The sequence below is a fragment of the uncultured Pseudomonas sp. genome (assembly GCF_943846705.1).
Lineage (GTDB): Bacteria > Pseudomonadota > Gammaproteobacteria > Pseudomonadales > Pseudomonadaceae > Aquipseudomonas.
This window is the reverse complement of record NZ_OX044366.1, coordinates 1,959,309-1,974,716: the sequence shown is the minus strand read 5'-3', so window position 1 is coordinate 1,974,716 and position 15,408 is coordinate 1,959,309. Positions and strand designations below refer to the sequence as shown.

Annotated in this window: 11 protein-coding genes; 5 read left to right on the top strand and 6 right to left on the bottom strand. The window is 57.5% G+C overall.

The window, feature by feature from the left end; translation table 11 throughout:
• Nucleotides 1–277 precede the first annotated feature (277 nt).
• Nucleotides 278–1,861 carry a peptide chain release factor 3 gene (locus Q0V31_RS09210; protein WP_298187197.1) on the top strand — a complete coding sequence of 528 codons (1,584 nt, stop codon included), beginning with the start codon at nucleotides 278–280 and terminating at the stop codon, nucleotides 1,859–1,861.
• 86 nt (nucleotides 1,862–1,947) lie between these two features.
• Nucleotides 1,948–2,742: a TatD family hydrolase gene (locus Q0V31_RS09205; RefSeq protein ID WP_298187194.1), complete on the top strand. Its 795-nt coding sequence runs from the start codon at nucleotides 1,948–1,950 to the stop codon at nucleotides 2,740–2,742.
• A gap of 69 nt (nucleotides 2,743–2,811) precedes the next feature.
• Here the strand turns inward: Q0V31_RS09205 and Q0V31_RS09200 are convergent, their stop codons facing one another.
• Nucleotides 2,812–4,842 carry a methyl-accepting chemotaxis protein gene (locus Q0V31_RS09200; protein WP_298187192.1) on the bottom strand — a complete coding sequence of 677 codons (2,031 nt, stop codon included), beginning with the start codon at nucleotides 4,840–4,842 and terminating at the stop codon, nucleotides 2,812–2,814.
• Between the two features lie 222 nt (nucleotides 4,843–5,064).
• Here Q0V31_RS09200 and Q0V31_RS09195 point away from each other — a divergent pair, with 222 nt between their 5' ends.
• Nucleotides 5,065–5,976, top strand: a complete 912-nt coding sequence (locus tag Q0V31_RS09195; RefSeq protein ID WP_298187189.1) for an ROK family protein — start codon at nucleotides 5,065–5,067, stop codon at nucleotides 5,974–5,976.
• A 123-nt stretch (nucleotides 5,977–6,099) separates the two neighbouring features.
• Here Q0V31_RS09195 and ampE read toward each other — a convergent pair whose 3' ends face one another.
• From ampE to Q0V31_RS09180, 3 genes are all read right to left on the bottom strand, one after another.
• Nucleotides 6,100–6,936 carry a regulatory signaling modulator protein AmpE gene (gene ampE / locus Q0V31_RS09190; RefSeq protein WP_298187186.1) on the bottom strand — a complete coding sequence of 279 codons (837 nt, stop codon included), beginning with the start codon at nucleotides 6,934–6,936 and terminating at the stop codon, nucleotides 6,100–6,102.
• Nucleotides 6,933–7,496 carry a 1,6-anhydro-N-acetylmuramyl-L-alanine amidase AmpD gene (gene ampD, locus Q0V31_RS09185; protein WP_298187134.1) on the bottom strand — a complete coding sequence of 188 codons (564 nt, stop codon included), beginning with the start codon at nucleotides 7,494–7,496 and terminating at the stop codon, nucleotides 6,933–6,935. The genes ampE and ampD overlap by 4 nt, the downstream gene beginning before the upstream one ends.
• A 143-nt stretch (nucleotides 7,497–7,639) precedes the next feature.
• On the bottom strand, nucleotides 7,640–9,955 hold the full coding sequence (locus Q0V31_RS09180) for a DUF1631 domain-containing protein (protein ID WP_298187132.1): 2,316 nt from the start codon (nucleotides 9,953–9,955) through the stop codon (nucleotides 7,640–7,642).
• Between the two features lie 360 nt (nucleotides 9,956–10,315).
• Between Q0V31_RS09180 and nadC the strand changes: the two genes are divergently transcribed.
• On the top strand, nucleotides 10,316–11,164 hold the full coding sequence (gene nadC, locus Q0V31_RS09175; RefSeq protein WP_298187131.1) for a carboxylating nicotinate-nucleotide diphosphorylase: 849 nt from the start codon (nucleotides 10,316–10,318) through the stop codon (nucleotides 11,162–11,164).
• 68 nt (nucleotides 11,165–11,232) lie between these two features.
• Here nadC and Q0V31_RS09170 read toward each other — a convergent pair whose 3' ends face one another.
• Both Q0V31_RS09170 and Q0V31_RS09165 read right to left on the bottom strand, forming a co-directional pair.
• Nucleotides 11,233–12,918, bottom strand: a complete 1,686-nt coding sequence (locus Q0V31_RS09170) for an O-antigen ligase family protein (RefSeq protein ID WP_298187129.1) — start codon at nucleotides 12,916–12,918, stop codon at nucleotides 11,233–11,235.
• A gap of 158 nt (nucleotides 12,919–13,076) precedes the next feature.
• Entirely contained in the window at nucleotides 13,077–13,481 is a 405-nt protein-coding gene (locus Q0V31_RS09165; protein ID WP_298187126.1) for a prepilin-type N-terminal cleavage/methylation domain-containing protein, read from the bottom strand.
• 222 nt (nucleotides 13,482–13,703) lie between these two features.
• Here Q0V31_RS09165 and pilB point away from each other — a divergent pair, with 222 nt between their 5' ends.
• On the top strand, nucleotides 13,704–15,407 hold the full coding sequence (pilB, locus tag Q0V31_RS09160; protein ID WP_298187123.1) for a type IV-A pilus assembly ATPase PilB: 1,704 nt from the start codon (nucleotides 13,704–13,706) through the stop codon (nucleotides 15,405–15,407).
• Nucleotide 15,408: the final 1 nt, after the last annotated feature.

The window sequence follows — 15,408 nt, the reverse complement described above, 5'->3', positions numbered from 1 at the left end:
GAGCCGGATGGATCGTTGCCAGCATGGACGTTCGGGCGCGAACTTTAGGGCCATGGGAAGCTTAGATCAATCAAAAATGCCGCGCTTTTGACCTGCATTGCCGCCTTATTGATTGATCGTTTTATATTCAAAACAAAACGTCATGGAATGCTGCACAAAGCGCGAAAGCCTGGCGGTTTTATCCGTTGACTACAGGCCGCCGCGCTCGCGGGCGTTTACCGTTATAATCGCCGCCTTTTTTGACAAACCGACTATTCAGTCGACGGGTTCCCGCACAATGACCATCCAGGCCGCCGAAGTCGCCAAACGCCGCACGTTCGCGATCATTTCTCACCCCGACGCCGGTAAAACCACCATTACCGAAAAGCTCTTGCTGATGGGCAAGGCGATTTCTGTCGCAGGCACGGTGAAGTCGCGCAAGTCCGACCGCCACGCCACCTCGGACTGGATGGAAATGGAAAAGCAGCGCGGCATCTCCATCACCACCTCGGTGATGCAGTTCCCCTACCGCGATCACATGATCAACCTGCTCGACACCCCCGGTCACGAAGACTTCTCGGAAGACACCTACCGCACCCTGACCGCGGTGGACAGCGCACTGATGGTGCTCGACGGCGGTAAAGGCGTTGAGCCACGCACCATTGCCCTGATGGACGTGTGCCGCCTGCGCGACACGCCGATTGTCAGCTTCGTCAACAAGCTCGACCGCGACATTCGCGACCCGATCGAGCTGCTCGACGAGATCGAAGCCGTACTGAAAATCAAAGCCGCGCCGATTACCTGGCCGATTGGCTGCTACCGCGACTTCAAGGGTGTTTACCACCTGGCCGACGACTACATCATCGTCTACACCGCCGGCCACGGCCATGAGCGCACCGAAACCAAGATCATCGAGAAGCTCGACTCCGACGAGGCCCGCGCCCACCTGGGCGATGAGTACGAGCGCTTTATCGAACAGCTGGAGCTGGTGCAGGCCGCTTGCCATGAGTTCGATCAAGACGAATTTATGAACGGCCAACTGACCCCGGTGTTCTTCGGCACCGCGCTGGGTAACTTTGGTGTCGATCACGTGCTCGACGCCGTGGTCGACTGGGCACCACGCCCGCTGGCCCGTGTCGCCAATGAGCGCACCGTGGAGCCAGTGGAAGAAAAATTCAGCGGCTTCGTGTTCAAAATCCAGGCGAACATGGACCCCAAGCACCGCGACCGTATTGCCTTTATGCGTATCTGCTCGGGCAAATACAGCCAGGGCATGAAGATGCGCCATGTGCGCACCGGCAAAGACCTGCGCATTGGCGACGCCCTGACCTTCTTCTCCAGCGAGCGGGAAATGCTCGTGGAAGCCTACGCCGGCGACATTATCGGCCTGCACAACCACGGCACCATCCAGATCGGCGACACCTTCACCGAAGGTGAAGCGCTGGGCTTTACCGGCATCCCACACTTCGCTCCGGAGCTGTTCCGCCGCGTGCGCCTGAAAGACCCGCTGAAATCCAAGCAGCTGCGTCAGGGCCTGCAGCAACTGGCCGAGGAAGGCGCGACCCAGGTGTTCTTCCCCGAGCGCAGCAACGACATCATCCTCGGCGCGGTCGGTGTGCTGCAGTTCGACGTGGTCGCCAGCCGCCTAAAGGAAGAATACAAAGTCGAGTGCGGCTACGAGCCGATCACCGTCTGGTCGGCGCGCTGGATCGAGTGCAGCGACAAGAAGAAGCTAGAGGAATTCTGCAACAAAGCGGTAGAAAACCTCGCCCTCGATGGCGGCGGCCACCTCACCTACCTGGCGCCAACGCGGGTCAACCTGGCGCTGATGGAAGAGCGCTGGCCAGACGTGAAATTCCGCGCCACCCGCGAACACCACTAAGCCGAAGTCCGCCTTACCTCTTGCCGTAGCAACAAGAGGTAAGGCGCCAACTGGCGCAATAACGACAAATCGTCGATGCTCTGCCCATGCGCCTGATCGACACCCACACTCATCTGGATTTCCCCGACTTCGATGCCGATCGCGGCGCGCTGTTGCGCCGCTGTCGCGACCTCGGCGTCGAGCGCCTGGTGGTGCTTGGCGTGCATCAGTCCAACTGGCAGCGCCTGTGGGATCTGGCGCTGGCTGAAGATGACGTTTACGCCGCCTTCGGCCTGCACCCGGTGTACCTGGACGAACACCAACCCGCGCATGTGGATGCTCTGCGCGACTGGCTAGCACGCTGTGCCGGGCATCCCAAGCTGTGCGCGGTGGGTGAGTTCGGCCTGGATTATTTTCTTGAACAACTCGATCGCGAGCGTCAGCAACAGCTGTTTGAAGCCCAGCTCACCCTGGCCATTGAGTTCGAGCTACCCGCCCTGCTCCACGTGCGCCGCGCCCATGCCGCAACCATTGCCACGCTGAAACGCCTTAAGCCCTCACGGGGCGGCATCATCCACGCCTTTGCGGGCAGCTACGAGGAAGCCCGCGAATACCTCAAGCTCGGCTTCAAACTCGGCCTCGGTGGCGCGCCAACCTGGCCACAAGCACTACGTCTGCGCAAAGTGCTGGCACAGCTGCCGCTGGAGGCCATCGTGCTGGAAACCGACTCGCCGGACATGGCCCCAGCCATGTACCCCAACCAGCGCAACAGCCCGGAACATCTACCAGACATCTGCACTGCACTGGCCGAACTGCGCGGTATCAGTGCTGAACAACTGGCCAGCGCCAGCAGCCGCAACGCAGCCGAGCTGTTTGGCTGGGAGAATGGCGTAACGCCCTAAAGCTGCGGCCCGAGAGACGAAAACGACAAGGCCCAGCAAATGCTGGGCCTTGGCGTTACGGCAGAACGCTTAAACGCGGAACGCGCTAATCAACTGCTTCAAGCGCGCGACCAACCCAGACAGCTCGCGACTGGCCTGCTCGGTCTGGCTAGCGCCTTCGGCAGTGCGCTCACCGGCCTGGCTGATTTCGACAATGTTCTGGTCGATATCCTGCGCCACAGCCGTCTGCTCTTCGGCAGCAGTGGCGATCTGCTGGTTCTGGTCGACAATCATGCCCACGGCCCCAAGGATATTCTCCAGCGCCTGCTGCACCTTGCCCGACTCATTGACCGTGCTGTCAGCCATCTTGTGGCTGGAGCTCATCGACTTGACCGCCGCACCGACGCCACTTTGCAGCTTGCTAATCATCGCCTCGATTTCTTCGGTGGACTGCTGAGTGCGCTTGGCCAGGTTGCGCACCTCATCGGCCACCACGGCAAAACCGCGGCCCTGCTCACCAGCACGCGCGGCTTCAATGGCCGCGTTGAGCGCGAGCAAGTTGGTCTGCTCGGCGATGCCCTTGATCACATCCAGCACCTGGCTGATCGACGCGCTATCGCTGGCCAACTTGTTGATCACTGCTACCGACTGATCAATTTCCCCAGCCAGACGCTGAATGCTGCCAACTTGCGATTCGACCAGGGCGCGGCCACTGACCGTTTCATCATTCACACTCTGTGCGCTGCCCACCGCCGCCGCCGCACTGCTGGCGACCTCTTGGGCGGTTGCCGACATCTGGTTCATGGCCGTGGCCACCTGGTCGATCTGCCCACGCTGCCCAGCGACAGCCTGGTTACTTTCCCCGGAGATTTGCTGCACACGCTCGGCCTGACGCTCAACCTCGACCACCGTCTGCCCCACACGCTCGATCAACTGGTGAATCTTGCTCACCGTTTCATTGAACACCTGGCCCAGCTCACCCAGCTCATCCTTGCTTTGCGCCTTGAAGCTGACGGTCATATCGCCCGCCGCCACCTGGTTCATCACCTGACCGAGGCTCTTCAGGGTGGCGCGAATCGACACATAAAAGCCGCTGTAGAGGTAAACGATCAGCAGGAACACCACCAGCAGAGCGACCACCAACAACACCATCTGTACGCGGTTCTCTTCCAAGCGCAGCTGCAACTGCCGATCGAGAAACACCAACACGGCGCTATTGAGCTGGTAGGTTTGCTCCATGGCGGCGCTGACATCGTTGTAGAACTGCGCCCAGGGCATATCCAGGCTGTCGGCGATAACCACCTTGTCCTCAAACAGCACCGCCATGCTCTTCAGCGTGCCCAGGCTGCTCTCGCTCTGGCTCGACAACGCGGCACGCGCTTCAGGGCTAGTATTGAGCGAGGCCTGAAGATTTAGACCGTACTCGGCATGCAGCTTTTCCAGCTCCAGTAGCAGGTCGTCGAACGCCGTACTGGCTGACGAGTTGAGGAAGCCCTGCCCCAGCGAGTAAGCCCCCATAGCGCGGCCTTCGCTGAGCGCCGCAGTTACTTTGAGCGTATCCGCCGAAATCAGCTCGACCATCTGCCGCACAGCGGCTTGACGGTCTTGGCTCAAGCCTGCCTGGCTGGCGACCAATTTGATAAACACTTGGGAGGAACCCAGCAGCTTTTCCGCCAGGACACTCTTGCCCTGCAAGGACGTCTCGCGCTGCACCGCCGCCAATGCGGCAATCAAGCCATCACGCGCGCTATTAAACTCCTCGACCTGCTCCGCATCACGCACCACCGCGACCATGCCTTGTATGGCACTGGCGATAGTTTCGTGGAGCTTGCTCTGGCGCGCCTCCAGATCACCCGCCTGCCCAGACTGGCCGATCACCGAGTTGATCTCGATGAGGTCGACATAATCTTCAAGGTTGCGCCGCAGCGTCAGGCTTTCGCCAAGCAGGTCAATACTTTCGAGCGCGGCTTGAGTGCTGACGAATTGACGATAGGAGTCACGCACCAGGTAGAAGTTGGTGACCAGCATGGGCAGAAAGAACAGCACACTGATCAAGCTGAACTTCATGCCGAAGCTGAGGCGATTCATTAGCGCGATGGCCGGATACAGCGCGGTCTTCACAAGACGTCTCCTGTTCTAATTATTGTTGTTGTGTCAGGTCCCAAACAGGCTGCTCAGCATGGCTAATGGCCGCCTAGATGTCCCTTAATGCTCGACCTGCGGCGCTTGGATCAACCGGCCAGATACCGCCCGATTGGCGAGACCAATGTCACAAAATTGCCGCCGAGCATGGCGCCATGTATACCTCTTATCGACTTCAACCTCTGTAACTTAAGGTTAATGATGCACACACCGCTGAAGCTGGGCATTGATTTGGGTGGCAGCAAAGTCGAAATCATTGCCCTGTATGACGGCCGCCAGCTCTTACGCCGCCGCGCTCCAACGCCACAAGGCGACTACCTGCAAACCGTCGAGCTGATCGCCCGCTTAGTTGAGGAGTGCGAGCACGAGTTGGGAAGGCGCGGCAGCGTCGGGGTCGGCATTCCCGGTACACGCTCCCCCGACCACGGGCGGATCAAGAATGCCAACTCCCAATGTTTAATTGGCGAGGATTTGCAGGGCGATCTTGAGCAGCGTTTAAACCGCCCGGTGCGCCTGGCCAATGATGCCGACTGCTTTGCCCTCTCAGAAGCCTGCGATGGCGCCGGGGCGGGAGCCGCTAGCGTTTTTGGGGTAATTCTCGGCACCGGAGTCGGTGGCGGGCTGGTTGTGCATCAGCAACTGCTCAGCGGGCCGAATGGCATCGCCGGTGAATGGGGGCATAACCCCCTGCCCTGGCGGCGTAATGAGGACGGCCCGAGCCGGCGCTGTTATTGCGGTAAGGATGACTGCATCGAAACCTTTTTAAGCGGGCCGGGCTGGGCTGCGCGCAGCAACCTCGGCCTGGATGCGAGCGCCCTCGCGCGCGCGGCTCAAGCCGGCGAGCCGGCCGCGCAGCAGGCGCTTGGGCGTTATTGCGAGCAACTGGCGCGCGGCCTTGCGGCGGTGATCAACCTGATTGACCCACACGTCATTGTCCTGGGTGGCGGGCTGTCCAACAGCAGCGCGCTCTACTCCGAGGTCATCCCGCTGCTACCACGCTACGTGTTCTCCGATCAGGTCAATACGCGCCTGCTACAAGCCCGCCACGGCGACTCCAGCGGCGTGCGCGGCGCGGCATGGCTGTGGAACGACGACCTCAAGTCTGGGTATTAAATACCCGTGACCGCCGGCTTTCGTAGGGTGGGTTAGCGGCCCTAGTGCCCGGCAATTGCCACGCAAACTGGACGCCGCAGGCATCGCACAACCCTCCCGCACGGCTCAATACATAAGAGGGCCTTATATAAGCAGGATCCACACGGCAAACCCCGCATACCAAAACACCGCCGCACGCACCAACAACTGCCATAGCCCGTCCAGGCTGCTGACACCGGCTTCACCAATCACCGGCGCGGGCGTCTCGCCAGCCGCCCGCGCGGTGTTGATGACCAGCTGCGCGGCGCTGATATCCCAGCTGAGCAGCTCATGCAGCAGCGCCCGGCTGACCCCGGCAAAGTTACCGACTAACGCAAAGCTCGCGGCCAGCACACGCACTGGCAGCCAGTCGCAGCCATGACGCAGCTGTACGGCGGCCTCACGCAACGCCGGGACAGTGGCATGCTCGCTGCTCAAGGCGACCAACCGATAACCCAGCGCCGCCACAGGCCCCAGCAGCGCATACCAGAAGATCACCGCAAAAAAGCTCTGGTAGGCCTGCCACACCAAATGCCCCTGCACGCTTTGCAACAGCGCACTCTCATCGTCCGCCTCCAACGCCAGGTCGCGCCGAGCCACCAGATACGCCGCCTCGGCATCACCACGGCGCCAGCTGTCACGAAACGGCCCGAGTGCCGCCAGCAGATCACCGCGCCCCAGGCTGTAAATCACCACCAGCAAATGCACCGGCAACGCCAGCCAGCCGTATGCCACAGGCTCTAACAACAACAGCATCAGCCCCATCAGCAACAGCGGCAGTAGCACGAGCAACGCCAAGGCCAACCAGGGCCGTTCAGCCCACTTCGGCTTGCCCTCCAGCGCCGTCAATAACTGCAACCAAGGGCCGTCGTGTTGAATACGCTTACGCCAGGCCGAGAATTTTTCGACCCAAAGCACCAGCAGTAGCACCAGAAAATTCATTTCAGCTCCTTGTCTTGCTGCAATGCCAGGCGCACAGCCTGCCAGTCGAATGCCGGGCCGGGATCGGTCTTGCGCCCGGGGGCGATATCACTATGCCCACAAATGCGTTCCAGAGTGATGGCTGGGTAGGCCGCCTGCAGCTGCTGAACCAACTCGACCAGCGCCACATACTGCTGCGCAGTGAACGGCAGATCATCGGTGCCTTCAAGCTCAATCCCTAAGGAAAAATCATTGCAGTTTTCCCGCTCGGCAAAGCGTGATTGCCCTGCATGCCAGGCGCGCTCATTGCAGGAGACGAATTGGCTGACGACACCATCACGCTCGATAAAGAAATGCGCGGACACCTGTAGGCTGGCGATGCTGGCGAAATAAGGGTGTTCGTCAGGGTCCAGGCGATTCTGAAAAAACGCCTGGACCTTGCCCGTGCCGAACTGTCCGGGCGGCAAGCTGATGTTATGAATCACCAACAACGAAACCTCACCCAGCGGCCGCTGATTGAAGTTCGGGGACGGGCAGTGCTGAATGCCGTCGCACCAGCCACTGGAAGGGTCCAGCTGCATACAAGCTCCTTGATCGAACGGCCACTCTAGTGCAGCGTCGCCCGCAGGCCAAGACCACACCGCCGAGGCCAATAACCGTGCAGACGCAAAAACGCCGCCAAGGCAGGGCCCAAGCGGCGTTATTGTTACCCGTCAGCGCCTAATCAGGTGCCCTTGAGTTTACGCAGGTTGCCAATCACCGACTCCAGCGCCCGATCAAACAGCAGCGCGTCATCCAGCAAGCGAATGGCCTTGCGGCGGAACTCTACAGCCAGGCCCATGCGCGTTTTCTCCAGCACCTTCATGCCGGTGCGGTTGACGAAGATGTATTTGCCGGTTGGCTTGATCACCGCTGCCAGTTTGCAACGCAGCTTATGCTCTTCATCTTCCTGAAACTCGAGCCAACTGCCGACCCGCAGATTATCAACCAGCAGCAGCGACTCATCATCGTCAGGCAAGCTGGTTTCTGGCTCTGCGACGCGCAGCTCGCCTGGCGCCAGCAGGATGATCTCCTCAACTACCTCGACCATCGCCGGCTCTGCAACGGCCTCTGCAGGCGGCAGTTCCAGCAATGGCAGGTCAATCCCGACCTCAGCCAGCGCCGCGCGTTGCTGGTCATCAATTTCAGCAAGAGCAGGCACATCGGCCTGCGCGCCTTCCTCCACCAGGCTGCGCTTGAAGCGCTGGAAGGCCTGTACATGCAAGGCCTCCAGTTGGCTGAAAAACTCACCGGTGGCGAACGGATCAAACGCCGCGCTGGCCATGCCTTCTCGCAGCGCCTTGAGCAACCCCGGCACCATCTCCAGCAGGCGCATGCGCGCTTGCGGCTCTTCGTGGTGCTCAACGCTCCAGACCAAGTCATCCATAGTGGCCAAGGCGGCCTGCCACTGGGCTGACTCAACGCCGTGCTTCAAGCACATGAGCATCAGCACCTTGCTCCAGGCCTCCTGCAGCAAGCGCACCACCACCTCTGGCAGGGTCTTACCGAGCAAACGCGCATTCAACGCCTGCTCCACCTCACGCCGCGCCAACGCGGCCTTGGCGCTGCCCTCTTCGGCATCGCGGGTACGCTGCTCCAGCAGCTCGCTACGCCGACGCTCGGCACCGGTAAAAGCCAGAAACTCAGCCAACAGCTCGGAGAAAATCAGCGGGTCGTCAACAAAGTCATTGAGCAAGCGCTGCACCACCTGCTCAATCTTCTGATACAGGCTGTCGCGCTGCGCATCATCCTGCTCGCCCCACCCCAGAGCAGCCGAGGCAATTTCATTGAGCAAGCGCCGGGCCGGATGACTGCCACGGCTGAAGAAGGTTTTGTCGATCACCGCTACTTTCAGCATCGGGATCTGCAAGCGGCCGATCAACGCCTTGAGCGAGTCCGGCAACGTACGGTCATCAAGAATGAACTCGAACAGCATCGACACCAGGTTGATGACATCTTCATCAACCTCACCGACCACTCGCGCCTTGCCGGCTTTGGCACTGGCACGGGTGAGCAGGCCTTCAAGCTGCTCACGCAGATCAAAGTCGTCACTGACCTGTACCGGCGTACGCTGCTGCATGTGCGAGAGCAGGCGCATCAGGTCACTGCGGGAAATCGGCATGGCATCCGCTGGCCGCTTACGCGTCGGCACTGCCGTATCGCGCACCTGCGAAAGCAGCTCCTGCAGCGCCCCGAAGACTTCCTGCACACTCTCATCAGCAAACTCAGGCGACAACTCAGCCGCCGCATCCGAACCGGCACCGCCCGCTTGAGCATTGGCGCGCGACGGGTTACGCCGCGCCGGTGCGGACTTCAGCTCAGGCAGCACACCCGCAGCAATCAATGCCTGGTTAGCGTCGGCATACAACTGATCGAGATCACTAAGCACATACTTCTCAAACAGTTTGAGGATGATCAGCTTGACCTTGATCTCCACGCCCAGGCTGCTGCAGGCATCCAGAAACAACTCGCAGAGACTGGTCGGGCCAACCGGGTTGCTCTTGTCATCCAGCTTCTTGCTGACCATGGCGTTGAAGCGTGTAGTCAGATGGCTCAGCGCCGTTGCGTCACGACTGATGACCTTGGCCACCATCGAGTCCAGCGCCACCGACTCTTCCAGCGCATCGTTTTGCACCAACGACAGGGTGTCAAAGGTCACCGCATCCAAGGGTGCGGGCTTGCCGATTTCGTATTGGTTAAGGGTGGCGAAGGCTTCAAAGACCTTCTGCAGAAAGCCTCGTTCGATATTTTTGCGCTTCAAGCGCAGGTCGCGCATCGCCTCAAAGAAGGCATTCTGCTCGGCATTGCTGGTGGCACGGTCGGCCATCTCGAACAATGTATCGTCGGCATTATCAAACAGCGCCTGCAACGCCGCTTTCAGCTGTTGCGCCGCTTTGTCACGTACATTTGTCAGCGCCACAGGCAGTCTTCCTACCGGTGAAGTGGGCGATTGCTCAGGGGCCGCCTTGCTCAGACGCACCACATTCGCATCAGTCTTCATTGCGAGTCTCCTGCAGACTGCCCCTCTTGGGCTAACCGATCTGCACAGCGATCAACTGAGCGTCATCCGTAACGTCAAAGGCCTGGCGTCAACAATTATAAAATGTAAAGTCATTATAGGGATGCGCACGCGCATACCAAGCTGACTTTTCACCCAGACATGACCCAGGTCACAGATGCAGCGCCGCAACCTCCGAACGGTTAGCCGGATGCGACCAACGCCGCAAACTAGGCCGAGCAGACGCACAACTCACGAACAATCAATCAGCATAGCCCCACAGCTACCGGTGAACAGCCGTAAGCACTGCGCAAACGGCCAGCAATCCCTATAATCGGCGCATTCTGCTGACCGGAGCCCACCATGCCTAACCTCATCCTCGCCGACCTCACCAACGAAATAGAGGCCAACGTGCGCCGCGCACTGGCAGAGGATATCGGCAGCAGCGACATCACCGCGCAGTTGATACCCGCCGAACGCTTAGCACACGCCAAGGTCATCACCCGTGAGTCCGCCATCATCTGCGGCACGGCCTGGGTCGATGCGGTATTCCGCCAACTCGACCCGCGTGTCGCGGTGCATTGGCACATCCAGGACGGCCAACGCGCCGAACCCAACCAGGTTCTATTTGAACTGGAAGGCCCCGCCCGCGCCCTGCTCAGTGGCGAGCGCAGCGCGCTAAACTTCCTGCAAACCCTCTCTGCCGTCTCCACTCGCTGCCAACACTATGCGGATCTGGTGCAAGGCACCGCAGTGAAATTGCTCGACACCCGCAAAACCCTGCCCGGCCTGCGCCTGGCGCAAAAATACGCCGTCACCCAGGGCGGCTGCCACAACCACCGCATCGGCCTGTACGACGCCTTCCTTATTAAAGAAAACCACATCGCCGCCTGCGGCGGCATCGCCCAAGCCATAACCGCCGCCCACAAAATTGCCCCCGGCAAGCCAGTGGAAGTCGAAGTGGAAAGCTTGCAGGAGCTGCGCGAGGCACTGGATGCCGGAGCCGACATCATCATGCTTGACGAGTTGAGCTTGGATGAAATGCGTGAGGCTGTTGCCATCAGCCAAGGCCAAGCCAAGCTGGAAGCCTCGGGCGGTGTTAATGAAAGCACATTGCGGGCGATTGCCGAGACGGGCGTGGATTATGTGTCGATTGGCGCGCTGACCAAGGATGTAAAGGCGGTTGATTTGTCGATGCGACTAAGCCTGTAAATCTAATAATTTTCGGGCGGAGCCACGCAATAGGGTTTTCTCTACGAACTAGATAACCTTAGGCCGTCCTAAAAACGTGGCAATAGAGCCATCACATCAGCCAAGACCGGATGATGCTCTTGCATGAGCTGCAATTCGGCAATGCGCTCTTTATAGCGATGGTCCCCGTACAAACCACGCAAAATTAACAGTTGATCTCGAGCAGCCTCAGAATGACCATTAAGCGCCAACGCTTGGGCGTAGCGAAAAAGACTAGGGGGATTAGGATAACGACGCGAGACCCTGCGCATCCACTCCAAGTCGCGAGAACTCATACCCTCAGTAGGAGAAGTACGAGCATAACGAATAAGCTCTCGCAATTGACTCAAGACAACCACATCAGGAGCAACCCGCTCAGCTTTGAGGTTTCCGACTCTCGCATTTTCAAAACGCAGCAGCTGAGTGCTTACTTCAACAATTCGATATTCGCACCAAACCCAAAAAAACAACCCACCCAAGAAACTCATTAAAGCAGCCAACAGCAAACGAGGAAACTTAATTTCATGTGTCGCGCACTGCTCCCCCTGAACCGAGCCGAGCAAAACACCAAGCGGCAATAAAAAATAAGCATACTCTAAGGGAAACTCTAACATAGCATGCACCAACATAAAGCCTGCAGCTATAAGCGAGAACAAACTTTCAACTGTTCGGGCCCGCACTCCTAAACAAAACAACCAAATAGCAACAAATACAACAATCCCCCCACCCAATACCGGACCATTCCACAACAGCAAATCAAGTATAATGTTATGACTATGCTCAGTCATGATCGGAAGCGGATAGGCTAAAGTGACATCGACCTGAGCCATACCTATTTGGTTCCAACCATATCCCCAAAACGGCCCCTGCAAAACAGCAAACCACAACTGCCCCCATATACCTAAACGCTCTAATGCTTGGGCACGCTGACTTAAACCCTCACCTGAAAGAAAAAGCCACTCTGAGATGTGTGGTAGCAACAGCACAAAAAGTGCATATACACCCACCCAAAACAGCAGCGCACGCAAAGTCAAACGAAACTTGAAGGCGAGAGACTTCCAGGCCCAAAATGCACTAACAACCATAATAGCCACCCATGGTGTTCGCGACAAAGTTAAGGCCACCCCAAAAAATAAAAAGCCCGCTAGCAGACTCGCAACAACAGAACCAAGCGAATACCTCTCATAAAGATACAAAGTACCGGCACACCCCAAACAAAGAAGTGTAGCAAGGTTATTGGGCTGCATAAGATTGGCAAAAGGCCTGCCACCCGAGGGTAAATCCACCATCCAAACACTCCCCGGAAGCTGAAGCCATTGCCGAAGAGCGATCCATATAGAAACAATGGATCCGAAAACAAACAACCCAGCAAATATACGAGCAAGGAACTCGCTCAAACCGGGACTCTGCGCCAAATTATAACCAACCAAAAGCATTAAAGAAAAAGCAAACAAATACAAAGAAGCGACCCAAGCATCGCCAAAAAACAATATCAAGCCCATTGAATACTGAAAAAGCGGAATGAATGCCAAAAGAAAAAAAACAACGAAACTTGGTCTAATATGCACAGGCGCAAACAAAACCGAAGATAAAAAAAATAAACCTGCAAAGAAACTAAAAAACTCCTGATAAGCAGACAACCAAGGACTGTAGTGATTAGGTAAAAGCCAAGCCAAGAGCAACATAGTGCCCGCGACCAATAAAACTAACCGCCGCCACCTCTCGCAAGCCAACATAAACACTCCCGTAAAAAACAGCCCAGAGCTGCATTTACTTACTAAAAATACAGCGAAAAATAAAAACGCCCTGCAATTGCAGGGCGCTGGAGTTAAGACCAAGACACTAGCAGTGGCAATTGAAAATCATATCCCAGCCACCAAAAGCATCCTAACCATTAACGGCAAGAACCAGGCATCCACTTTGTCGGTGTACCAGTACAAGCCCACTGACTGATAGTGTTACCCGAGATAGTTGGGGTAAGTGTAATTGTAGCTGTCTCGCTGAGACCCGTACTTGTAGCAGTCACAACACCCGAAGTTGCATTTACAGCCAAAGTACCAACATATTTAGTCGCAGTGAAACTGTTCGCGCAAGTATCCAAGTTGGAAGCCCCTGTAGACTGAACAATTTCAGTCACACATGTACGCGCAGAGCTAGCAGCCAATACAACCTCAGAAACTTTTGCTTTGTTGGTGTAATCCTGATAAGCCGGCAGCGCAACTGCAGCCAAAATACCGATAATCGCAACCACGATCATCAATTCAATCAAGGTAAAGCCTTTCTGCATTTGAGCTTTCATAGAAGCATCTCCTTAGTGTGTATAGGTCGACGACCTAAACCTTACAATGCAGCTCGCATGCCAACTTCCCATACCGCCGTAATCTGGGTTCTCGGATAAGCACGCGGGTCAGCCACCATCACTCCGCCGGCACTAACTGCCGTTTTTTGTCACCTCGCCCTGTTGTATTTGGCACGCATTAGGCATCTAGGCTATAAGGCATGCATAGTTATGGAGCCTGTGATGAACGATAGCGTGTCCCTTACCGGCCTGGCCCGGCAGATGGTGTTGGCGGAACTGCTGGATGAAAGAGCCGCGCAGCAGGCGCAAGCCCAGGCGCAGCGCAACAAGCTGTCGCTGGTCACCTACTTGGTACAAAACAAACTGGTTAAAAGCCGTGTACTGGCCGAGCTGGCCAGCGATCAGTTCGGCGTGTCTTTTGTCGACCTAAATGCCCTCGATAAAGAAAGCCTGCCTAAAGATCTGGTGACCGAAAAGCTGGTGCGCCAGCACCGCGTGCTGCCGTTATGGCGTCGCGGCAACAAGCTGTTTGTCGCGGTCTCCGACCCCACCAACCACCAAGCTATTACCGACATTCAATTCAGCACCGGGATGAACACCGAAGCCATTTTGGTTGAGGATGACAAGCTCGGCGAGGCCATCGATAAGTTTTTCGACTCCGCCGCCAGCGGCATGGAAGACCTGGCCGACATCGACCTCGACAGCCTGGATGTCGAGGCAGTTAATGACGAAACCGAAGCGGCGGGCGACGGCAATTCGGCCGACGATGCCCCAGTGGTGCGTTTCGTCAACAAAATGCTGCTGGATGCGATTAAAAAAGGCTCATCCGACCTGCACTTCGAGCCATACGAGAAAACTTACCGCGTGCGCTTTCGCACCGACGGCATCCTGCAGGAGATCGCGCGACCGCCGATCCAGCTTTCACCACGCATCTCCGCGCGCTTGAAAGTGATGGCCGGCCTGGATATTTCCGAGCGGCGCAAGCCGCAGGACGGGCGTATCAAGATGCGTATCTCGAAAACCAAATCCATCGACTTTCGCGTCAGCACCTGCCCAACGCTGTGGGGCGAGAAAATCGTGATGCGGATTCTTGACTCCGCCAGCGCACAAATGGGCATCGACGCTTTGGGTTATGAGGAGTCGCAAAAAGAGCTGTACATGACGGCGCTCAAGCAGCCGCAGGGCATGATTCTGGTGACTGGCCCAACCGGCTCCGGCAAAACCGTATCGTTGTATACCGGCTTGAACATCCTCAATACCGTTGACGTGAACATTTCCACCGCCGAAGACCCGGTGGAAATCAACCTGGAAGGCATCAACCAGGTCAACGTCAACCCCAAGCAGGGCATGGACTTCACCGCCGCACTGAAGTCCTTCCTGCGTCAGGACCCGGACATCATCATGGTCGGCGAGATTCGTGACCTGGATACCGCCTCCATCGCCATCAAGGCTGCGCAAACCGGGCACATGGTGATGTCGACGCTGCACACTAACAGCGCGGCGGAAACCTTGACCCGCCTTCGCAATATGGGTGTGCCGTCGTTCAACATCGCCACCTCGGTCAACCTGATCATCGCCCAGCGTCTTGCGCGCAAGCTGTGCAGTACCTGTAAGAAAGAAATCCAGATCCCCCGCGAAGCCCTACTTGAGGAAGGTTTCCCGGCTGACAAGATCGGCACCTTCAAGACTTACGAGCCCGTCGGCTGTGAAAATTGTAATGGCGGTTACAAAGGCCGTGTCGGGATTTATGAAGTGGTTAAAAACACGCCGGCGCTGCAGCGGATTATCATGGAGGAAGGCAACTCGATTGATATCTCCATCCAGATGCGCAAAGACGGCTTTAATGATCTGCGAACTTCAGCTTTGCTGAAGGCCATGCAGGGCGTGACCAGCCTCGCTGAAGTGAACCGCGTAACAAAGGACTAAC